The sequence below is a fragment of the Paenibacillus sp. FSL P4-0081 genome (assembly GCF_000758565.1).
Taxonomy (GTDB): domain Bacteria; phylum Bacillota; class Bacilli; order Paenibacillales; family Paenibacillaceae; genus Paenibacillus_AQ; species Paenibacillus_AQ phytohabitans.
This window is the reverse complement of record NZ_CP009280.1, coordinates 6,556,842-6,578,953: the sequence shown is the minus strand read 5'-3', so window position 1 is coordinate 6,578,953 and position 22,112 is coordinate 6,556,842. Positions and strand designations below refer to the sequence as shown.

Genomic DNA, 22,112 nt, shown 5'->3' with positions numbered 1-22,112 from the left:
AGATGGAATTTCTGCAAAGCTTTATACGAATGCCGCTGGAACAGCTTCCGTTCCTGCTCATTACCCTGCTGATCGCCTTTACAGTACATGAGTTTAGCCATGCTTACTTTGCGAATAAGTTCGGGGACCCGACAGCACGCCTGCTCGGCCGTATGACCCTGAACCCGGCGGTGCATTTCGATTTCTTCGGAATTATTCTGCTTGTGGTCGCCGGATTCGGCTGGGCGCGGCCGGTTCCGGTCAACCGTGACAATTTCAGCCGCCCCCGTCTGATGGGCGTTATCGTATCTGCGGTCGGTCCGATCAGCAATCTGCTGCTGGGGTTCCTCGGAGCAATGATTTATTCGGCTCTGGCTGCGACCGGAGTGCTGGAGTCTATCAGCAATGACCGCGTGCTTCAGGCTATTTACTGGTTCTTCGGCATTTTCATTCAACTTAACTTCTTCCTGTTCCTGTTCAACCTGATTCCCCTGCCTCCGCTGGATGGTTACCGGATCGTGGAGGATCTGGCTCCTCGTCCGATCCGCGGGAGACTGCAGCAGTATGAGCAGTGGGCGGTCTTCATCTTTTTGCTGATTCTGTTTATCCCGGGTCTGCGTGCCTACACGATTACACCGCTGGATAACTGGGCCAATCAAATGAGCGCCGGAGCCGTGCAATTCTTTTACGGATTATTCGGCGGCTAGAATTCAGATTGAGGGATGTTCATGCAGCTCTAAACGTTGTACAATATAATGTGGTATTTTCGAGGTTTAATCATGTGAGTGAAGCGGCGGCCGGGACCTGATTTGACGGGAACGCCGCCGCTTTTACGCTGAATAACGGACAGGATGATGATAAAAGATGCAGCGTTATTTCGTAACACCGGCGCAGTTCGGCCAAGATAAGGTAAGCATTGACGGCGAAGATGCCCGGCATATTGCCAAGGTGATGCGCGGCAAGGCAGGGGATAAGCTGATCGTCAGCGACGGCGTTTCCCGCGAGGCATTGGCTGAGATCGCTGAAATAGAGATTGGCCTCGTAACCGTGAGCATACTGGAGAACCTGGCTATGACCCACGAGCCGCGGATTAAGATTACTGTAGCCCAGAGCCTGCCGAAGGGGGACAAGCTGGAGACGGTGATCCAGAAATGTACCGAGATCGGTGCGGTTGCCTTCACCCCGTTCCTCTCCGAGCGGACGATTGTGCAGTATGATGAACGCAAGGAGAGCAAGCGGGTAGAGCGCTGGCGCAAAATCTGCAAGGAGGCCGCTGAACAAGCTCACCGGAATATCGTTCCGGAAGTGCATTCGCCGCTTAGCTGGAAGCTGCTGCTGAAGAGCTTCAGTGAGTATGACGCGGTCTATTTCTGTTATGAAAAAGAAGAAGGGCTGCAGCTCCGCAGCGCAGCCGCGCCTTGGCTGTCCTCGCTGCCGCAGGATTCTACTGCGAAGGTAATGATTGTTGTCGGACCGGAAGGCGGCTTCAGTCCGGAGGAATGCCGCTCTGCCGAAGAGGCCGGTGCGGTCTCCGTAGGCCTGGGAGCACGCATTCTGCGCTGTGAAACCGCAGGTATGGTCGCCGCCGCCTGCATTCTATATGAATCCGGAGAAATGGGGGGAGCTTAAACAATGCCATCCGTAGCATTTTATACTTTAGGTTGTAAAGTCAATTTCTACGACACAGAAGCCATCTGGCAGCTATTCAAAAATGAAGGTTACGAGCAGGTTGATTTCGAAGGTTCCGCCGATGTCTACCTCATCAACACCTGTACGGTGACCAATACGGGCGACAAAAAAAGCCGGCAGATGATCCGCCGCGCGGTGCGCCGCAATCCTGAAGCGATCGTCGCTGTAACCGGCTGCTATGCGCAGACCTCGCCCGGAGAGATTCTCGACATCCCCGGCGTCGATCTGGTCATCGGCAACCAGGACCGCGAGCAGATCATGACCCATGTGAAGAATATCCAGGAATCACGCCAGCCCGTGAATGCGGTCCGCAACATTATGAAGACCCGGGAGTTCGAGGAGCTGGATGTTCCCGGATTCGCTGACCGGACGCGTGCATTCATGAAGATTCAGGACGGCTGCAATAACTTCTGCACCTTCTGCATCATTCCCTGGTCGCGCGGGCTGTCGCGCAGCCGTGATCCGAAATCGATTGTCGCCCAGGCACGTCAGCTTGTGGAGGCGGGATATAAAGAGTTTGTCCTGACCGGGATTCATACCGGGGGCTACGGCGATGATCTGGAGAATTACCGTCTGGCCGATCTCTTGTGGGAGCTGGATCAGGTGGATGGCCTGGAGCGGGTCCGCATCAGCTCGATTGAAGCCAGCCAGATTGATGACAAGCTGCTTGAGGTGCTGAACCGCAGCTCCAAGATGTGCCGCCATCTGCATATTCCGCTGCAGGCCGGTCATAACGACGTGCTGAAGGCCATGCGCCGTAAATATACGACCGAAGAGTATTATGCCAAAATGCAGCTGATCCGCCAGGCGATGCCGGATGTTGGCATTACAACCGATGTTATCGTCGGCTTCCCGGGCGAGACCGAGGAGATGTTCCGCGCCGGTTATGACTTCATGAAGGCGGTCAACTATTCCGAGATGCATGTGTTCCCGTATTCCAAGCGGACCGGTACGCCTGCAGCACGGATGCTGAACCAAGTGGATGAAGAGATCAAGAATGAGCGTGTCCAGCAGCTGATTGACCTCTCTGAGGAGATGCAGCTGGCTTATGCCCGGAAATTCGTCGGCAGAACACTGTCCGTCATTCCTGAGCGTGCAGCCAAGGGATCACCGGGACGCAGCATTCAGCACGGCTTCAGCGACAACTATCTGCAGATTCTCTTCAGCGGCGATGATTCGCTGCAGGGCGAGCTCTGCGAGGTGAAGGTGACAGAAGCTGGTGTAAATGAATGCCGCGGTGAGCTTGTCAGTGTGAGCAGAGCCACAGCAGAACCGCGCCGCGCGTAAGCGTACGCAAATATGAACAACACTCAGGGGATGCCTCCAAGAGCCGGTAACGGCTCTAAGGGCTCCCCTTTTTTTGCTTCCTGATCGATAGCTGACTAGTCTACTGACCCAAACCGCCTGCCGGTATCAAGAAATCAGATCTGCTGCGTCACAGCCTCAGCTTCAGGTGCCTTGTGCAGCGCGGAACGTCCCGCCCGGGGCCTGGTGACATAGCTGCTGAGATGCCGTCCGAGAGCCATAGCCGGCTTCTCCACCCCATAATAGCTTGCTGTAGCCGCCAGAATGCTAAGAGCCAGTGTAAGCAGGCCGAACAGCCAGTAGGGGATATAAGGCTGGATGGTGTAGGCCAGAGTGAGGAATACGATGAAATGGTAGAGATAGAGACTGTATGAGATTTTACCAAGGAAGCTGATGAAGTTCAGCGAGAGCAGCTTGATCAGCTGCGCTGAAGTAAGTGCCAGGATGATGAAGAATGCCACAGCCAGAGTGATCCCATAGTCGTCGATAACGCGGTTGAACGGCAGATGAATTTTGTCGGAGAGGAGACGGGAGTAGGCATAGAGCAGGATGGCTGCGGCCAGGCCGGCCGCCTTGTACAGCTGTCCGGCACGCCGGCAGAGGCTCATCAGTTCAGCCCTGTGTTTGGCCAGCAAGGCGCCGATGATGAAGAACGGGGTGTAATAGACGGTGTCCATATATGAGGTGTGAAATCCTCTGCTGGACTCCAGGCCGAAGATATCATTGGCTGCGCTGGCCATGTTCAGCAGGAGGCAGATGAGGAGATTGAACACCAGGCCGCGCCTGAGCACAAGGAGCATCAGCAGCGGGAAAATCAGGGAGATCCTCATCTCATGGAGCAAAGACCAGATGACGGTATTGTAGGCGTTGGTATTGAAGTTGGTGAGCAGCGTCAGATGCTCGGCGATCAGCCGCAGGCTGAACCCGCTCTGCCAGAAAAAGTAGAAGAATGAACCCACCTGACTCTCTGACTTGTTATGCAGCAGGCTGGCGGCAATGACAGCAAGGATCAGGGCCGCAAGATAGGGAAGATAGATCCGGCAGATCCGTTTGATGATGTAGGCGGAATACGGGGCAGTTTTGCCACTCAGGAACGGTAGGGCGAGTACGAAGCCGCTAAGGATGAAGAAGAGGATGACGGCCTGATGGCCGCCGATGAAGATCCGGGCCGGAGAATAATAGAATACAGCCGGCAATACCGGAGCTGACTGCCACAGATGATGAAGCACAACAGACAGCGAAGCCAGTCCGCGTATGGAATCCAGTTGAGCAAGCCGCTTCATGATAATCCTCCTCTGCATTGTTATCCGCGAACCCTAATGAATGATCATACGCAATACACTGTTATAGGAAGTAGGCAGAGACTCTCGTTGAAGTAAATGCGGATGGGGAGATACATAGAGTGAGGATGTTATAAAATACCATATCGGAAATGTAAATTTCAGACAATGGTGCAAATTAGGTATTTTATCTACTTCCTTTGGCGGTTGCCTGCCGGACTAAATGTATAGATATAGAGCACAATTTTTATAGTTATAAAGACCTGAATTCAGCAGAAACTGAAAATTAACTGAAAATGGGGTAAAGACTTGGGCTCCATTTGTCGATATAGTGGAAGAGTGTGGTAAAAGGCCACCGATAATAAGACCGTCTAAGGAGAGAACAGATGACCGTGTACAGGAAAATGACAAAAACGCTCCTCATTATGATATTGCTCGTTGCTGCAGCTTTTCCGGTAAACGTCTTTGCCGCTGCTGGAGACATCAACTCTATTGAAATCGACAGCTCTGACAAAATAGAGCTAACCGTTGGCCAGACACCGAAGCAGCTTAAGGTATATGCCAATGTAGAAGGCTCTTCCTCCAAGAGGGATGTGACGGCATCCGCCACATGGACCTCCTCCAAGAATGAAGTTGTCAGCGTAATTAACGGTCAGATCAAGCCGCTTACTTACGGGACGGCAATGATTACAGCTACTTATAGTAATAATGCGGTAGATACTGTTGAGGTATCTGTTACGTATCCGTATAAAGATCTGACACTGAAACGCAGCACGGAGGGCAGCTATAAACTAGGAGACAAAGAAGCCTCACTCCTGGTTACCGCAACGGCCAAGGGCGGCGAATCAGCCACTGAAGAGAAAAATGTGACGAAGGACGCCGACTGGAGCAGCTCGAATTCAGGCGTACTGACAATTACAGAGGGTAAGATTACGCTGGTTGGCGAAGGAACGGCGACAGTTACTGCCAAGTACAAGGGATTAACCGAGACTTTCAAGGCGGTTGTGGAGCTTCCTTATTCGGCAATCATGCTTAAAGACAAAGTGAGCGGTGCGGAAGTCAAAGAGCTTGAAATGCTGGTTGGAGACAACCCGGTGCAGCTGAAAGCAGTAACCAAAGCTACAGCGGTGAGTGATGAGCTCCCTATCGAGAAAGAGGCAGATTGGAGCAGCTCAAGCGAGAGCGTAGCTACAGTAAAAGACGGCATGATTACTATTCATGGCGTGGGTAAGGCTGTCATTACAGCAAGCTACCTGGGTGTGGAACAGTCCGTTGACGTCTATGTGCGGGCGCCTTATGAAGCGCTCCTGCTGACACCATCCGGCGACCAGTCCATTTTCCTGGGAGAAAGTCTAAATGTAACGGCAAAGATGCGTAATGCGGTCAATTCGACCACGAACGAAACGGCGTCAGCTACCTGGACCTCGGACAACCTGATGGCAGCTACGGTAGTTGCCAATGTTACCGATGCCAGCAATGCTTTTGCTACAGTGACAGGCAAAGCGGTAGGAACTTCTGTCATCAAAGCAGATCACCTCGGAATCAGCAAAACCTTCAAGGTAACGGTCTATCCAACCCTGACGGAGCTGACCCTCGAGAAGACAGAACAGGAAATATACACAGCAGACTCCGCCGGCTTGCCGAAGGTAAGCGGAACGAAATATGACGGAACCAAGCTGGATATCAGCGATGAAATCGAGTGGACCTCGGCGAATGAAGAGATTGTCTCGATTAAGGACGGGAAGCTTACCGGCGGCAAGGCAGGTACGGCTACCCTGACAGGCAAGATCAAAGCAGGTGCAGTAACTGTAGGTTCTGCGACCGCGATCCGCTCCAAGACGGTTGAGCTCAAAGTTACAGTTAAGAATAAAGTGCTTGTCCTGATTGGACCGGAAGATGCACTGGGTCTGGTCATCGGTGAAGAAACGCCGCTCCCGGCGGTTCAGGCCGTACTGGAGAACGGTGATGAGCTCGATGTGACAGACACTATTGTCTGGGAACTGGGCGGAAGCAACGCGGTTCTCAAGCAATCGGCAGCTGCCAAGACCATTAAAGGTCTGGTCAAAGGCTCGGCAACACTCAAAGGTACGTATTCCAATAAGACGATCAGTGTTCCGGTAACGATTGAGCAGAAGGTTGTGAAGCTTGTCGTAGAACCGGCTGTGCTTGAGATGAATATCAAAGGCTCCAAAACGATTAAGGTCACCGGATATTTCTCGAACGGCAAAACTGCGAACTTCTCGGGCGGAATGAACTGGGTATCGTCAAATCCGGAAGTTGCTTCTGTGAAGGGAACGTCAGTCAAAGCGATTACGGAAGGTACAGTAACCTTGAGCGGTTCCTATCAGGGAATTCCTGCCACCGTCAAAATCTCAGTGGTGCCGAAGCTAATGAAGATTACGGTCAGTGAGAATAAGCTGATTCTTGCTCCGGGTGCAGGCAAAAGCGTAGTTGTAACCGCACTGTATGATACAGGCAAGAGCGCTATTGTCACAGGAAACGTAGTCTGGACCAGTTCCAAACCTTCTGTGGCTAAAGTGAATTCCTCCGGGCAGATTACAGCGGTAAGCAAAGGAACCACTTCGGTTAAAGGCAAGCTGGGCACGAAGACCGTGACGGTATCAGTTACTGTGAAATAGTACAGTACTGCCTGCTATCCTTAAGCATGATCATCAGACCTGAACATTTGCCTCTGGGCGGTGTTCAGGTCTTTTATTGTGTAACAGTTTCGGATATTAATTTGCTCTCCCCTATAGTAATCCCGAGTAAACCGATGTATAATTCGGAAAAGCATAGTATAAAGTCCATTAAGGGAGATGAAGCAGGTGGCTAAGCACAAGGCATTATCCATTCAAACGATTGTGGCAATCGGCATCGGTTCGCCGTTATTCGTAATACTGGGGAGGTTCGGTTCCATTCCTTCGGGTATCCCGAATACCAACATTGAGACTACATACGCACTTCTGGCGCTGTTTGCGCTGCTGTACGGACCGGTTGCAGGGCTCTTCATCGGACTGATCGGGCACACACTGAAGGATGCGATATTCTATGGCTCCCCTTGGTTCAGCTGGGTCATCTCCTCGGGACTGGTCGGGCTGATTATCGGGCTGCTGGCAGCCAGAATAGCGATCAGGGAAGGTGAGTTCGGCCGGAAGGAGATTATAGCCTTCAATTTCGCGCAGATTGTTGCCAACGCCATTGCCTGGTTCCTGGTAGCGCCGGTGCTGGACATTCTCATCTACGCGGAACCGGCTAACAAGGTCTTCACCCAGGGGCTGATCGCCGGAGCGTCCAACATCGTAACGGTGGCGGTCATCGGAACACTGCTCGCTATTGCCTACTCCAAGACAAGAACGAAACAGGGTAGCCTGAAAAGACTGCAATAATATATAATTCAAACAGAAAGGCCGGTGCCCGTCACCGGCCTTTCTGTTTGAGCGGGTCAGTTAGGATACGTAAATCAGCATATGAGGAAGGTTACCCATGAGCAAAACGGTTATAGAATTCACCGATTTCACCTTTAAATACAGGGCCCAGCAGGAACCTACACTGCATAAGATTAACCTGAAGATTCATGAAGGCGAGAAGATTCTGATTGTCGGGCCCTCCGGGTCAGGCAAAAGCACCTTGGCCCATTGCATCAATGGCCTGATTCCTTTTGCGTATCCGGGCGAAATAAGCGGTACTCTTACCGTTAAAGGGACAGACACGAAGGAGCTGGGGATTGCCGGCCTGTCGGAGGTGGTGGGGACTGTGCTGCAGGACCCGGACGGGCAGTTTGTCGGCCTGACCGTAGGCGAAGATATTGCCTTCAGTCTGGAGAATGCAGCGGTTCCGGTGCGGGAGATGCATGAGCGGGTAGAAGCTGCGGCAAGAGCGGTCGATATTCAGGAGCTGCTGACAGCTTCTCCGCAGGAGCTGTCCGGCGGACAGAAGCAGAAGACCATGCTGGCCGGGGTCCTGGTCAGTAATGTGGACGTCCTGCTGTTCGATGAGCCGCTGGCCAGCCTTGATCCCTATACGGGAACAGGGGCCATTGAGCTGATCGACCGGGTGCAGCGTGAGACCGGCAATACGGTCATTATTATCGAGCACCGGCTGGAGGAAGTGCTGCACCGGCCGGTGGACCGGATCATTGTCATGAATGAAGGAGTGATTGCGGCGGACCTGCCGGCTGCGCAGCTGCTGAGTTCACCGCTGCTTGCAGAGTCAGGCCTCCGGGAGCCGCTCTATCTTACCGCGCTCAAATATGCCGGCTGTGAAATTACGCCGGAGATGAACCCGCAGCATCTGGACGGGATCAGGCTGGAGACCGGAGCTGCCAGGCTCCGCGCCTGGTATGAGGCAAGCGAAGTACCGCAGAAGGAGGAAGCGGCACCTGTGCTGCTCGAGCTGAGGGATCTTTCCTTTGGCTATGACAAGCAGGCTCCGGTGCTGCAGGGACTGTCCTTCAGCGTCCGCCGCGGCGAGATGCTCTGCATTGCCGGGAGGAACGGAGCGGGCAAATCAACGGTGTCGAAGCTGATTTGCGGGTTCTACCGGCCGTCAGCGGGAAGTATTCTGCTGAACGGGCGGGATCTGGCAGCGGATACGATCAAGGAGCGGGCAGAGCATATCGGCTTCGTGATGCAGAATCCGAATCATATGATCTCCATGACGCTGATCTATGACGAGGTTGCCCTCGGACTTAAGCTGCGGGGCTTCGCGGATGAAGAGATACGCGGGCGGGTACATAAGGTGCTCCGGATTTGCGGACTGTATGAGTTCCGCGAATGGCCGGTTTCAGCGCTCAGCTACGGGCAGAAGAAACGGGTGACCATTGCCTCCATCCTGGTGCTGGAGCCGGAGGTGCTCCTTCTGGATGAACCCACCGCCGGACAGGATTACCGGCACTATAACGAGATTATGGAGTTTCTGCGCGGACTCGGCAGCACCGGGATTACGGTGATCATGATTACGCATGACATGCACCTGATGCTGGAGTATGCAGAGCGGACAATTGTGCTGGCGGAGGGCAGGAAGCTGGCGGATGCCCGGCCGGAGGTGATTCTGACGGATAGGGATATTGTGGGCAGCGCCAACCTGAAGGAGACATCACTGTTTGCTCTGGCAGTGAAGGCGGGACTTAACCAGCCGGTGGAATTTGTCCGGCGGTTTATCGAATATGACAGGGGGAACCGGCGCGGATGAAAGCTAAGATGCTAGCCTATACCAGGCAGGATTCTCCGGTGCACCGGCTGACGGGGGCAACGAAGCTGATTATTTTTGCCGTGTGGTCGGTCTCTGCCATGATTACCTACGATACCCGCTGCCTGCTGCTGATGCTGCTCTTCAGCCTGGCCGTCTTCCGCATTTCACGGGTCCGGTTTCAGGACTATGCCTTTGTGCTCTACTTCATTCTGCTCTTCTTCCTGCTGAATCACATCGCGATCTTTGCCTTCTCACCGCTGGAAGGTACACGCATCTACGGCACCCGGCATGATCTGCTGCATCTCGCCGGACGTTATACGCTGACGGCGGAGCAGCTTTTCTACCAATTCAATATCGCTCTGAAGTATGCCGTGGTCATTCCGATGGCGCTGCTGTTCCTGCTGACGACAGATCCAAGTGAATTTGCCGCCTCGCTGAACCGGGTCGGGGTCAATTACAAGATCGCTTATTCCGTTTCGCTGGCCTTGCGCTATATCCCCGACATCCAGCAGGATTATGAGAACATCTCATTCTCGGCACAGGCGCGGGGCATTGATATCTCCCGCAAGGAGAAGCTGCCTAAGCGGCTGAAGAACATCGTATCCATTCTGCTGCCGCTGATTCTGACCAGTATCGAGCGGATCGAGAAGATCAGCACCGCGATGGAGCTGCGCGGCTTCGGAACTGGCCGCACCCGGACCTGGTACCGGGCCCGGCCGTTTACCCGCAGCGACTATGCTGCGCTGTGTCTGATGGTGGGGATAGCCGCAGCCGCGACGATTATTACTTTTTATGACGGCTCGCGGTTTTATAGTATTTTCTGAAGGGGATGCTGGAAGTGGAGCTTCCGTAGAACTGCGGGGCGGATTGAAGTATAATAAGACAGTTGTAATCCTGGCCGGACGGTATGGATTAGAGCTGAAGCCGCTGCTCCAGCCTGGTCCATACGGGCAGGTAGCACAGCGGCAGTACCCCTAGCGAGCACACAACATTGAAGATGGTCTGGGCATGGGCGAGCTGTGCGGCAGGTCCGCCGCCGATCCAGGCAGAGAGTGACTGCAGCGGTCCGATGAAGGGCAGGAAGAGCAGGGCGCCGCCGACATTGAGCGCCACATGCGACCAGGCAACGAATACGCCGGACGGCGTGCTGCCGATGGCGGCGATTACGGCCGTGACGCAGGTGCCGATATTCGCGCCCAGCACGATGGCGATTCCCAGCTCCGGCGGCATGACGCCGCTGGTCGCGAGGCCCATCGCCATGCCGATCACCGCCGCGCTGCTGTGCACCATCGCGGTCAGCACGGCACCTGCTGCCAGTCCCCACAGTGCGCTTGTGGCGGCATGCCCGAGGAACCAGCGGAACAATTCGCTGCCTTCAAGGGCGGGGCCGACCGACTGCATGACCGCGATGCCCCACAGGACCAGGGCGAAGCCGGCCACCGCGAGGCAGATGAACTGCAGCGGCCCCGAGATCCGGCGGCAGGCTTCAACCAGCCGCCATGCCTGCGGGGATAGCTCGCCGGCCATCACTGCGGCCGCCCAGAGGCATAGCGCGGCGGCCAGCAGCGGCGCTGCCAGTGTGCTGATCTGCAGGCTGATCAGCTCTGTAGTCAGGCAGGTGCCGATGTTGCTGCCGAGGATAATGCCCAGCGTCCGGGCATAGGTCAGCAGCCCGGCATTGACCATACCGATGGTCAGCACGGTTACGGCCGTGCTGCTCTGCAGCAGCGCGGACAGCAGGCTGCTGGCAATCAGGCCTTTGGCCGGCGTAGAGGTTGCCTTATGCAGACTCCGGGTTAGCAGCGGGCCGGCGAGCCGCGACAATGAGGCTTCCATCACCTTCATGCCGGCGAGAAAGATGACAAGGCCATAAATGACAGGGAACAGCAGGTCACGGATCATAAGGACAGGCTCCTTTTTGGACGGGGGTTGTACACCAATATATGAAGGCATTGCATGGGACATGTATACAAATCGAGCTACAAGAACAGGGAGTTGAAGTCATTGGCATCGGTAATTCTGGAACGAAACCGTAAGAAAAGACTGGAACAGGGACATCCGTGGGTCTACGCCAGCGAAGTAGCCTCGGTAGACGGGGAGCCGCAGGCAGGGGGACTTGTGGATGTGCTGAATCATCAGGGGCGTTATCTGGCCACAGGGTATTACAATCCGGCCTCGCAGATCCGGGTAAGAATTCTTTCGCAGAGTAAGCTTGCGGCGATGGACACGGTATTTTTTGCCGGCCGGTTCGCAAGCGCTCTGCAGCATAGGGAGCGTTTCCTGCCGGGTGCGGATGCTTACCGCCTGGTGTATGGGGAAGCGGATTTCCTGCCGGGGCTGATCATCGACCGCTTCGGGGAGGTTCTCGTCGTACAGCTGCTGACGCTGGCGATGGATCAGCACCGCTCCGAGATTGTGGAAGCGCTGGTACAGGTTATGGCGCCGCGCGGCATTTATGAGCGCAGTGACGTCAGCGTCCGCGAGCTCGAAGGCTTAGAGCAGACCACAGGCGTGCTCTACGGGGAATGCCCGCGCCACATCACGGTAAGCGAGAATGGATTGAAGGTTATCGTCGATATTGAAGAAGGCCAGAAGACAGGCTACTTCTTCGATCAGCGCGAGAACAGAGCCTCCATCGCTCCGCTCATGAAGGGCTGGGGCGGGCGCAGCGGAATCACGCTGCAGGAGGTAGCGGCAGAGGACGGATCACTCCAGACGCTGCCGGTCAACAAAAGCGGTAAGCCGGTCACCTTCCCGTTCTGGGACGGCGCAACCGTGCTGGAATGCTTCGCGCACACCGGCAGCTTCACCCTGCATGCCTGTAAATACGGCGCCAAGAAGGTAACCTGCCTTGATGTGTCCGCGCATGCGATTGAGAGTGCAAAAGCCAATGTGGAGATCAACGGATTCACCGACCGGGTGGAATTTGTAGTGGATGATGCGTTTGCCTTCCTGCGCAATCAGGTTAAGGGGCTGGAAGAACGCTCTGAGCGGGCGACAGGTCCGGCGGCAGAGAGCAAACCCGGCGCTAAGCCGGCTGCCAAGGCGGATACCGCGAAGCCGATGACAGCAGGCGGCGGACGTACCTGGGATGTCGTTATACTTGATCCGCCCGCTTTTGCCAAGACCAAAAGTGCTGTAGCAGGCGCTGTCCGCGGCTACAAGGATATCAATCTGCATGGCATGAAGCTGGTCAATGAAGGCGGATATCTGGTTACGGCCAGCTGCTCGTACCATATGCAGCCGCAGCTGTTCCTGGAGACCATCCAGGAAGCGGCCAAGGATGCCGGCAAAGTGCTCCGGCTGATCGAGTGGCGGGCCGCAGGCAAGGATCACCCGCAGATCCTCGGCGTGGACGAAGGGCATTATCTGAAGTTTGCCATCTTTGAAGTGCGCAGCAAATAATGATGTTAGTTCAAGCCGGAAGGCTTGTCTTGAGAGTCTCAGCTACTGAGGCTCTCTTTTTTTCTCACAGGGAAGTTGCTGTGCACTGTAGCGGGGAACCGTCAGCAGAGCGAAGCGGACTGAGAAGCTCCTATTTCTCCAAAAAACCTCAGAATGGGGCTTAAGCGGACTGAGTCCGTTATGTTGCCGGCTGGATTCCATTAGCAGCTCAGACTGGTCCCTTAGCGGAATCTGAGTCCGTTTGCCCGGCGAATCCGCCTGATCTGCTCATATAACGGAATTTCAGTCCACTTCCCGGGCTGGGGATCATGAACTACGTAGCGGAATCGCGCTGGGTGCTGCCCTGCACTTGAGCCGGAATCAGCAGAGGAGTGACTCTGCTGATTTAATTGGATTTTCTCCATCTAATGAACCGGTTTCTACTTCCGGATTGATGCTAGATGGATTTATGACACTTAATTCTGCGGCTATCCCGGTTATATATCCGATCCGGCTAAATAATACACTCCATCCAGGCTCTCCCGACCAGCCGATCCATGGCTCCGGGAGAGTCTTCTTTGTTGTTGACCTTGGTTGCTGTGGCCTTTAAAAAAGCGGCAGGTATTTGCAAACAATGGCAAACGTACGTTCTGGAGCGCGCGGTGGAGGTATGCTATACTATTGGGACGAGATTATTCATAGATTCTGATATTCATCAGGCAATCCGCTTCTGTGTGTGCAGCAGCAGGGCGGCCTGCATTCTAATTCTCCGCCACGGAAGGAGTCTGCTGATATGACGGTTAACTTTTTGATCGGACGCTCGGGCAGCGGCAAGACAACTACAATATGGGAGACGGTATCCTCACGGCTGAAGACAGAGCCGCTTGGAGCGCCGATAATTATACTTGTCCCTGAACAGGGATCATTCGGTGCGGAGCGCGGTCTGTTGGCTGCGGGCAACGTGAAGGGCAGCATCCGCGCCCAGACACTCAGCTTCTCGCGGCTGGCCTACCGGGTGAAGCAGGAGACCGGCGGCAGCGCGAGTCTGCCGATCAGCGAGGAAGGCAAGAAGATGCTGATCTATAAGATCGTCAACCGGCGCAAGGAGGAACTGAAGCTGTTCGGCGCCTCCTCGGACCGGCCAGGATTCGTGGAACGGCTCAGCGACCTGCACACGGAGCTCAAGCGCTGCTGCCTTGGAGCAGGTGACCTCGAAGAACAGCTCGGCAGAATGCGGGATGCCCTGGGAGGAAGTCCGATTCTGGCCGGCAAGCTGGAAGATCTGCACCTGGTCTTCAGTGAGCTGGAGCAGGAAATGTCACAGCTCTACATGGATCAGGAGGACAGGCTGGCTGAGCTGGCTGAGCATATTCAGGATTCCGGCTATATCCGGGGATCCGAGATTTGGGTAGACGGGTTCCACGGGTTTACCAATCAGGAATTCATCGTACTGCGTGAGCTTATGCAATATGCTTCGGGGGTGACCATTGCCCTGACGCTGGACAGGATCTATCCCGCAGGCCAGGCACCGCATGAGCTGGAGCTGTTTCACCCGGCTGCGGTTACGTATATCAAGCTGCGCGGAATGGCCGAGGAGATGGGCCTTACAGTCTGGGATCAGCTTCTGGCGCCGCCAGCACTTCCAAGGTTCAAGGACAGTCCGGCTCTCGCCCATCTGGAGCGTGGATTCCAGCGCCGGCTGCGCTGGAACGGAGCAGCCGGGCAAGCGGAGGAGGCAGTCAGTATCCGGGCTGCGGCCTCCCGCCGGATCGAGGTCGAAGGCGTGCTGCGCGAGATGCTGAGCCTGGCCAGAGATTCAGGGGCCAAGTATGGTGAGATGGCTGTATTCATGCGGAATATGAGTGATTATGAGCCGCTGATTGCTCCGCTGTTCCAGGACTTCGGCGTTCCGTTCTTCCTGGACCAGAAGCTGAATGAGCTGCACCATCCGCTGGTGGAATTCATCCGTTCCGCTCTGGATGTAGTCCGCCGCCGCTGGCGCTATGAGGATGTGTTCCGCTGCGTGAAGACCGAGCTGCTGCTTCCGCTGGACGGAAGTATTACGCGCGCCAATATGGATGAACTGGAGAATTACGTGCTGGCCTGCGGTATTCACGGGTACCGGTGGACTGACGGCCGTTCCTGGAAAGGCATTCCCCGCCTCTCGCTGGAGGGCAGTGAGGCTGTAGATGAAGCCATGCTGGCCAGAATGGAAGCCTGCCGGAGCGCGATCACAGGACCGCTGCAGGCTTTTGAGCAGAGGGTCAAAGCCAGCCGCAGCGGCCTGGAGCTGTGCAGAGCAGTATATCTGCTGCTTGAGGACACAGAGGCGGCGCGCAAGCTGGAACGGATGGGGGCGGAGTCTCTGGAGCAGGGACGCCCGGAAGCTGCCCGTGAGCATAACCAGCTGTGGGGGGCTGTGCTGGATCTGCTCGATCAGATTGCCGAGATGATGGGCAAGGAAAGAATGGAATTTGAACTGTTCGCCGGCGTGCTGGAAACAGGGCTGGCTGAGCTCAAGATGGGGCTAGTCCCGCCTGCCCTTGATCAGGTGCTGGTCGGAACGATGGACCGTACGCGGGTGTCGGGAGTGAAGTATGCCTTCCTGCTGGGCTTCAATGAAGGTGTGGTTCCGGCACAGTTCAAGGAAGACGGGATTTTGTCCGAGGGAGAGCGTCTGCTGCTGGAGAATGCCGGTATGGAGCTGGCTCCCGGCTCATCCCGCAAGCTGCTGGATGAGCGCTTCCTGATCTACAATGCGCTTACAACTGCCAGCAGGAAGCTGTGGATTAGTTACGCATTGGCTGATGATGAAGGCAAAGCGCTGCTGCCCTCGGAGATTATCCGCCAGCTTCAGGGCATGTTCCCTGAAGGGCTGGATGAGAAGTATCTATCAGGATTCCCCCAGGGAGGGGAGGCAGCTGAAGACAGCATGTCTGCACAAACGGAAGCGGTCCACATGAATTTCATCGGCCATCCTGAGCAAACCCTCCGCATGCTGATGCTTCAGCTCCGGCAGTGGCGCCAGGGGGTAGAGATTCCCCGCTTGTGGTGGGATGTCTATAACTGGTTTGCGGCCGATGGACATGCGGACAAACCGGTGAACACACAGGCAGCGGCTGCTGGGCAGGCAGAAGTCTCAATGAAGCTTCAGCTTGAACGGCTGCTGGGCTCGCTGTTCTACCGCAACGAAGGGATCAGGCTGAAGCGGGAGACCAGCCTGCGGCTGTACGGCGGCTCCACACTGCGCGGCAGCGTGTCGCGCATGGAGAAATTTGTGGCCTGCTCCTTCTCTCATTTCGCTTCTTACGGGCTAAGGCTGAAGGAACGCCAGCTCTATAAGCTCCAGGCCCCGGATATCGGGCAGCTGTTCCATGCGGCTCTAAGCCAAATGGCGCAGCGGCTGCAGAAGGAGGGCCGCAGCTGGGGCAGCATGACGGCCGAAGAATGCCGCCGTGAGGCGGGTGAGACGGTAGACCGTCTGTCCCCGCTGCTGCAGGGCGAAATTCTGATGAGCAGCAAACGTTACAGCTATATCTCACGCAAGCTGAAGAATATTGTCGGCCGCGCTTCAGTGATCCTCGGCGAGCATTCGCGCAGAGGGAGCTTCGAGCCGGTCGGGCTGGAGCTGGATTTCGGTCCCGGGAAGGATCTGCCTCCGCTGAGAATTACACTGCCGAACGGCTGCGTAATGGAGGTGGTCGGCCGGATTGACCGTGTGGATATGGCTGAAGGCGAGCAGGGTATTCTGCTGCGGGTCATTGACTACAAATCAAGCCAGAAGGATCTCAAGCTGCACGAGGTCTACTATGGATTGTCGCTGCAAATGCTGACCTATCTTGATGTGCTGCTCACCTATTCCGAGCAATGGCTTGGCCAGGCTGCACTCCCGGCAGGCGCGCTCTATTTCCATGTTCATGATCCGCTGCTAACCTCAGCCAACGGAATGAACCGGGAGCAGGCGGAGCAGGAGCTGATGAAGCGCTTCAAAATGAAGGGTCTGCTGACGGCTGACCGTGAAGTGGTCTCACTGATGGATACCACACTCGACAAAGGCTATTCCTCTATTGTTCCGGTAGCGCTGAAGAGCGACGGCAGCTTCTACAGCAGCGCGTCTGTAGCTACCCCGGAGCAATGGGGTCAGCTGCTGTCTTCAGTGCGGAGCACGATTTCGGATATCGGTACGCGTATTACGGAAGGTGATGTGGCTATTCAGCCTTACCGCATCCAGCAGGAGACTGCCTGTACCTTCTGCTCCTTCCGCCCGGTCTGCCAGTTCGACGAGGCTGTGGAGGGCAATGGCTACAATAATCTGAGTAAGCCTGGCAAAGACGTAATCTGGGATCTGCTGTCCCGCAAAGGAGGAGAAAAATTGTGAGCATACATCCTGTAACGGAAGCGAAGCCGGAAGGGAGTCTGTGGAGTGACGACCAGTGGCGCGCCATTGCCGAGAGCGGCAGCGATATTCTCGTCGCGGCAGCAGCGGGTTCCGGTAAAACTGCGGTACTCGTAGAGCGCATTATCCGCAAAATCAGCAATGAGGAAGCAGGCTTCAGCGTGGACCGGCTGCTGGTAGCGACATTCACCAAGGCTGCAGCCTCCGAGATGCGGCAGCGGATCCGGGAGGCGCTGGAGCGCAAGCTGGAAGAGGACACAAGCGGTGAGAACGAATATCTGCGCCGCCAGCTTGCTCTGCTGGGCAGAGCCTCTATTACTACGCTGCATTCCTTCTGTCTTGAAGTGATCCGCCGGTATTATCAGCTGATTCCGATTGATCCGGGCTTCCGTATACTCAATGAGCATGAAGCGGAAATGATGCGCCAGGAGCTGCTGGAAGAGCTGATGGAGGAGAAATACGGTGAGGTCACTGAAGACGGGGAAGATAGCGTATTTGTCCGGCTTGTGGACTGGTTCAGCGGTGAGCGCAGTGATGACGCCGTGCATTCGCTGATTCAGCGGCTGCATGATTTCGCGCGCAGTCATCCCTGGCCGGCACAGTGGCTGCGGGATACGGCTGCTGATTTCTCACTGCCGGATGCGGAGTCCTTGAGCCATACCCCTTGGGTACAGAGCATTCTCGCTGAAGCCAGGCTGACGCTGGATGGTGCCATCAGCCAGCTGCTGCAGGCCCGCGAGATCGCGCTTCAACCCGGCGGACCTGCTCCTTATGCGGATAACCTGGCGGCCGATCTGGATATGGCGCAGGGATTACGGGATGCGGTAGAATCGCAGCCATGGGCTGAACTCTATGATATTTTCATGGAAATCTCTTTCGGCAAGCTGAAGCCCTGCAAGAAGGATGCAACCGATCCCGGCCTGCAGGAGAGTGTTAAGGCAATCCGGGATCAAGTGAAGAAGAGCCTGCTGGAGCTGCAAAAATCCTTATTCGGGCGCCCGGCGGAGTCTTTCCTGGGTGAACTCCATGAAGCGGCACCGCTGATGCACGAGCTGGCGGAGACGGTTATCGGGTTCGGTGAACGTTACCGGATGGAGAAGGCGGGCCGGGGGCTGGTGGATTTCAGTGATCTGGAGCATTACTGCCTGCAGATTCTGCGCCATCCGGACTCGGTTCCGGGGCATTCCCTGCCTTCTGATGCCGCGATGGAATACCGCAGCCAGTTCGATGAGGTGCTGCTGGATGAATATCAGGATACCAACAGCGTACAGGAGGAGATCGTCCGGCTGATCTCCCGTGAGTTCCCCGGCAACCGCTTTATGGTCGGGGATATGAAGCAGAGTATCTACCGCTTCCGCCTGGCTGAGCCGGGGTTGTTCCTGGACAAATACCGCAGGTTCAGCGCTGGGCCGTCTGCTGGCGGTAACGGCAGCGGCCTGCTTGCCGGTGAAGCGGATCCCCGGACTGAAGCCAGTCCCGGGCAGAACGATAATGGCGGCGGTTCGGTCATCGATCTGGCCCGCAATTTCCGCAGCCGGCTGGAGGTTGTGAATGCCGTAAATATGGTTTTCCGGCAGATCATGGACAGCAATGTCGCGGAGATAAGCTATGACGAGCGCGCAGAGCTGGTCTATGGAGCCAACTTCCCGGGAGCGGCGGAGAAAGGGCCCGATACTTATTTTGCGCCGGAGCTGCTGCTGATTGATAAGGGGACCTCTGCATCCGGTCAGCCGGAGGAACCCGGGGAGGACGATGAGCTGCCCCAGCAGGAGAATGAGGCAGTAGAGAGTGAGACTGCACAGCTGGAAGCACGGGCCATTGCCCGGCGCATCTCGCAGATGACAGGAATGACCGGCGGGGAACCGCTGCTGATCTATGATAAGGCGCTGCGGATCATGCGCCCGGTAGTATACGGTGATATCGTCATCCTGCTGCGTTCCGCCCGTGTGTGGACGCCGCTGATGATTGAAGAGCTGCGGAATGAAGGCATTCCGGCATACGGCGACCAGAACAAGGGGTACTTCCAGGCTACCGAGGTGGAGATCGCCCTCTCGCTGCTGCAGATTGTCGATAATCCCCGTCAGGATATTCCGCTGGCCGGTGTATTGCGCTCGCCGGTGGTGAATCTGCGCGAGGAGGAGCTGGCCAAGGTGCGCCTATGCAGCACCGGAACGTTCTATGACGCGCTGGTTGCGGCATCCGAAGCTGCGAATATACCGGGGGACAATCCTCCGGCGATGGGTTCAGCGGGTGCTGCACTGCGGGTGGAGCAAGGCGGCGATGAAGGCGGTGATTTAACGGCAGAGACTGCTGCCGCGTATGATCTATTTACAACATCAGAGCAAGAGACTCTGCTTGAAGACAGGGCTGCCGAGACAGAAGCCTCTGCGGCGCTGACGGCTATTCATCCGCAGCTGCGGATGAAGCTGAAGACCTTCCGGGACATGCTGGAGAACTGGAGAAACGCCGCCCGGCAGGGAAGCTTAAGCGAACTAATCTGGCGTATTTACCGGGAAAGCGGATATCTGGAATGGGTTGGCGGACTTCCCGGCGGATTTCAGCGCCAGAACAATTTGAAGGCATTGTATGACCGGGCTGTTCAGTTCGAGAATGAGACCTCAGCCAGAGGCTTGTTCCGCTTCCTCGTGTTTATCTCACGGCTGAGAGAGAACGGCGGCGATCTGGGCGTTGCCGGGGGTAGCAGCGAGGAGGCTGGCGGTGTACGGATTATGACGATACACAAATCCAAGGGTCTGGAGTTCCCGGTTGTATTCCTGGCAGGCATGGCCAAAATATTCAACCGCCAGGATCTGCATTCCCCGTTCCTGATGCATAAGGAACTCGGCTTCGGTCCCCGCTTCGTGGAGAGGGAGACACGGGTCAGCTACCCGACGCTGCCTTACCTGGCCATCAACCGCCGTTCACGGCTGGAGCTGCTGGCTGAGGAGATGCGCGTGCTCTATGTCGGACTGACCCGTCCGCGCGACAAAATGATCCTGGTAGGCACGGTCCGCGATTTGCCGCGCACAGTATCCGGCTGGACTGCTATGCAGGGCCGGGAGGAGCTGCTCCTGGCAGACCATCTGCTGGCCCGGGGCCGCAGCTATCTGGACTGGGTGGGACCGGCGCTGATCCGCCATCCCGCAGCCGCTATTCTGCGCAAGCTTGCGGGTAGTGAAGGCACGGTATCTACGGTGCTTCACGGCGATGAGTCCAACTGGAGCATATCGGTGCTCGGCGCTGCGGAGCTTGGCTCCGGATCTTTTCTGGCAGCAGACGGTGACAGTGACAAGAACGAAGAACGCCGTATAGCGCTTGAGGCGCTCCGTCAGGGCAGGACTGTGCCTTCGCTGGGAACGGCCTCAGCAGGGCAGATTGCGGACAGGCTACAGTGGATCTATCCGTATGCGGCTGCTTCCGGCATTCCCGCCAAAACATCGGTGACCGAGCTGAAGGCACTGCTGTCCATGCAAGACCAGCCCTCCCTTGATTTGCTGGAAGAAACCTATATTCCCGGGGGAAAGAAGACAAGAAGCGGCGGTGCCGGATATGGGGACAGCCTGCATCTGCAGCGCCCGAAATTTATGGAAAAGCGGGGACTTACCCCTGCTGAGCGCGGAACCGCGTATCATACCGTTATGCAGCATATTCCGCTGGATGAACCGGTGGACCGGTCTGTTCTCGAGGCTACACTTGCGCGACTTGAACGGCTTGCCATACTCAGCAAGGAGCAGGCAGACGCGGTTGAACTGGGCGAAGTTGAAGATTTCTGCACTAGTGAACTGGGCCGCAGACTCTTTAAGTCTTCCTGGAAAACCAGGGAGCAGCCTTTCAGTTATAGCGTTCCTGCAGACGAGGCTTACCGGGGGCTGGCATACCTGGACGAAGCGGCAGCGGGACTCCCGGCTGACGGCGCCAGCGGAGCTTTTAATGAGACCGTTCTGATTCAAGGGGTAATCGACTGTCTGTTCCGGGAAGAAGGGCGCCTGATTCTGCTCGATTACAAAACAGATTTCGTCCCGGTGCAAGAGGGCGGGCTCGAATCGCTGACTGAGAAATACCGCTTCCAGCTGGAGCTGTACAGGAAGGCGCTGCTTGATATTCTGGGCGAGCCGGTCAGCGAGGTCTGGTTGTACTTTTTCGATGGCGGACATGCTGTGAGGCTGTGAGAATAGGGGATTAAGGGGCTAAGAGTGCTAAGAGTGCTAAGAGTGCTAAGAGGCTAAGAGTGCTAAGAGTGTTAAGAGTGCTAAGAGTGCTAAGAGGCTAAGAGTGCTAAGAGGCTAAGAGTGCTAAGAGTGCTAAGAGGCTAAGAGTGCTAAGAGTGCTAAGAGTGTTAAGAGTGCTAACTATGCTAACAGTCTAAGAGACTTAGGATGCTATTAGACAAGAGGCTAAGGATTCTCATAGACTTAGAGATTTAACATATATAGGTTGAACATGAAAGTATATAGACAGGGGAATGTGGCGCGGAACCATTTTGGAATATAGGAGCGTCAGCGTCTGCCATTGTCTGCGGATTTCCACCGTGAACAGCGAAATATTTCAAGAAATCTGCAGACGGGCAGCGGCCGGAGGGCGAAGTATTCTCTGGAGTCACGATATAGTTTGAGCTGATAGACTGACGAAGAGTTACTATATAGACAGCGCTTAGACTGTAAACAAACAAGTAACCGGCCACCGCTATTCTGTCACTCGGAATCTTTTGATCTTTATATCTGATTTGTTAGTGGCAGAAAAGAAATGAAAGCCTTACGTTTACGCTGCACAGGAGCAAATGTTGTACGTTATACAACTTGAATTCTTATATTCATAGCTATTCGAAAGATTGTTGTACGAAATACAAGAATTATCCTTCTAATCCGCTTTGAGAAGCAGAAATGCTGCCT

General features: G+C 55.7%; 12 protein-coding genes. 10 read left to right on the top strand and 2 right to left on the bottom strand.

Features of this window, described 5'->3' with window-relative positions; translation table 11 throughout:
- Positions 1-2: 2 nt before the first annotated feature.
- From P40081_RS28055 to mtaB, 3 genes are all read left to right on the top strand, one after another.
- Complete coding sequence (locus P40081_RS28055) at positions 3-686, top strand: site-2 protease family protein (RefSeq protein ID WP_042139450.1); 684 nt, start codon at positions 3-5, stop codon at positions 684-686.
- A gap of 157 nt (positions 687-843) precedes the next feature.
- Positions 844-1,608 carry an RsmE family RNA methyltransferase gene (locus tag P40081_RS28050; protein WP_042139449.1) on the top strand — a complete coding sequence of 255 codons (765 nt, stop codon included), beginning with the start codon at positions 844-846 and terminating at the stop codon, positions 1,606-1,608.
- 3 nt (positions 1,609-1,611) lie between these two features.
- Positions 1,612-2,955: a tRNA (N(6)-L-threonylcarbamoyladenosine(37)-C(2))-methylthiotransferase MtaB gene (gene mtaB, locus P40081_RS28045; RefSeq protein ID WP_042139448.1), complete on the top strand. Its 1,344-nt coding sequence runs from the start codon at positions 1,612-1,614 to the stop codon at positions 2,953-2,955.
- A gap of 134 nt (positions 2,956-3,089) precedes the next feature.
- Here mtaB and P40081_RS28040 read toward each other — a convergent pair whose 3' ends face one another.
- Entirely contained in the window at positions 3,090-4,256 is a 1,167-nt protein-coding gene (locus P40081_RS28040; RefSeq protein WP_042139447.1) for an acyltransferase family protein, read from the bottom strand.
- 383 nt (positions 4,257-4,639) lie between these two features.
- Between P40081_RS28040 and P40081_RS28035 the strand changes: the two genes are divergently transcribed.
- The 4 genes from P40081_RS28035 to P40081_RS28020 all read left to right on the top strand — a co-directional run bounded on the left by P40081_RS28035 (position 4,640) and on the right by P40081_RS28020 (position 10,267).
- Positions 4,640-6,892, top strand: a complete 2,253-nt coding sequence (locus tag P40081_RS28035) for an Ig-like domain-containing protein (RefSeq protein ID WP_042139446.1) — start codon at positions 4,640-4,642, stop codon at positions 6,890-6,892.
- Between the two features lie 177 nt (positions 6,893-7,069).
- Entirely contained in the window at positions 7,070-7,639 is a 570-nt protein-coding gene (locus P40081_RS28030) for an ECF-type riboflavin transporter substrate-binding protein (RefSeq protein WP_042139445.1), read from the top strand.
- Positions 7,640-7,736: 97 nt separating this feature from the next.
- The gene (locus tag P40081_RS28025; protein ID WP_042139444.1) at positions 7,737-9,443 is read left to right on the top strand and encodes an ABC transporter ATP-binding protein; all 1,707 of its coding nucleotides are present in this window, start codon (positions 7,737-7,739) and stop codon (positions 9,441-9,443) included.
- Positions 9,440-10,267, top strand: a complete 828-nt coding sequence (locus P40081_RS28020) for an energy-coupling factor transporter transmembrane component T family protein (RefSeq protein ID WP_042139443.1) — start codon at positions 9,440-9,442, stop codon at positions 10,265-10,267. The genes P40081_RS28025 and P40081_RS28020 overlap by 4 nt, the downstream gene beginning before the upstream one ends.
- A gap of 88 nt (positions 10,268-10,355) precedes the next feature.
- On the opposite strand, the gene P40081_RS28015 is transcribed toward P40081_RS28020, so the two are convergent.
- Positions 10,356-11,345, bottom strand: a complete 990-nt coding sequence (locus tag P40081_RS28015; RefSeq protein WP_042139442.1) for a Na/Pi cotransporter family protein — start codon at positions 11,343-11,345, stop codon at positions 10,356-10,358.
- A gap of 102 nt (positions 11,346-11,447) precedes the next feature.
- Here P40081_RS28015 and P40081_RS28010 point away from each other — a divergent pair, with 102 nt between their 5' ends.
- From P40081_RS28010 to P40081_RS27995, 3 genes are all read left to right on the top strand, one after another.
- Positions 11,448-12,848: a class I SAM-dependent rRNA methyltransferase gene (locus P40081_RS28010; protein ID WP_042141546.1), complete on the top strand. Its 1,401-nt coding sequence runs from the start codon at positions 11,448-11,450 to the stop codon at positions 12,846-12,848.
- A 772-nt stretch (positions 12,849-13,620) separates the two neighbouring features.
- Positions 13,621-17,205, top strand: a complete 3,585-nt coding sequence (gene addB / locus P40081_RS28000) for a helicase-exonuclease AddAB subunit AddB (RefSeq protein ID WP_042139439.1) — start codon at positions 13,621-13,623, stop codon at positions 17,203-17,205.
- Positions 17,202-21,392 carry a UvrD-helicase domain-containing protein gene (locus P40081_RS27995; RefSeq protein ID WP_042139438.1) on the top strand — a complete coding sequence of 1,397 codons (4,191 nt, stop codon included), beginning with the start codon at positions 17,202-17,204 and terminating at the stop codon, positions 21,390-21,392. The genes addB and P40081_RS27995 overlap by 4 nt, the downstream gene beginning before the upstream one ends.
- Positions 21,393-22,112 lie beyond the last annotated feature (720 nt).